This window comes from Modestobacter sp. I12A-02662 (assembly GCF_041028325.1).
Taxonomy (GTDB): Bacteria; Actinomycetota; Actinomycetes; order Mycobacteriales; family Geodermatophilaceae; genus Modestobacter.
Genome location: NZ_JABGDE010000032.1, coordinates 1 through 839, shown reverse-complemented (window position 1 = coordinate 839; position 839 = coordinate 1). Strand labels below are relative to the sequence as shown.

1 protein-coding gene is annotated in these 839 nt (G+C 72.3%); it reads right to left on the bottom strand.

The annotated features are described in order from the left end of the window. Nucleotides 1-152: 152 nt before the first annotated feature. Nucleotides 153-839, bottom strand: a 687-nt coding sequence (locus HL189_RS22455) for a thiamine pyrophosphate-dependent enzyme (RefSeq protein ID WP_369135956.1), incomplete at its 5' end; no start/stop codon positions are given.

The window sequence follows — 839 nt, the reverse complement described above, 5'->3', positions numbered from 1 at the left end:
GAACCGCTGCCACGGCACCTGCTGCGGGTCGTCGGGGAACCAGACCCCCCACGAGTCGGGTGCGGACCCGATCCGGATCCGGCTCTGCTGCGTCATCTGGTCTCCTCCGGTGGCTGGGCGGGACTGGGCTGGGCGGCTCAGGGCTGGGTGGCTCACGGCTCGGCGGGGCGCAGGAAGGGGCGCTGGCGGGCCTTCTCCTGCTCGTAGACGGTGCGGGCGCCGCGGGTGCTGTCGAGGGTCGAGACCTCGCTGACGGGCACGTCCCACCAGGACTCGCTGGACGGGGCGTCCACCAGCGGGTCGGTCTCGACGTGCACGACCGTCGTCCGGTCGGCGGCCTTGGCCGTGCGGAGCGCCTCCTCGAGGCTCGGCCCGTCCTTGGCGACCAGGACGTCGACGCCGAGGCTGGCCGCGTTCGCCGCCAGGTCGACGGGCAGGACACCGCCCTCCAGCCGGCCGCTGGGGGCGCGGTAGCGGTACCGGGTGCCGAAACGCTGGGAGCCCAGCTGCTCGGAGAGCGCGCCGATGGAGGCGAAGCCGTGGTTCTGCACCAGGACGACGACGACCTTCACGCCCTCCTGGACAGCGGTCACCAGCTCGGTGGCCATCATCAGGTACGAGCCGTCGCCGACCATCACGAAGACGGTCCGGTCCGGGTCGGCCATCGCCACGCCCAGGCCACCGGCCACCTCGTAGCCCATGCACGAGTAGCCGTACTCGACGTGGTAGCCCTTGCGGTCGCGGACCCGCCACATCTTGTGCAGGTCACCGGGCATGGACCCGGCGGCGCAGACCACCACGTCGCGGGGGTCGGAGACCTCGTTGACCAGGCCGATGAC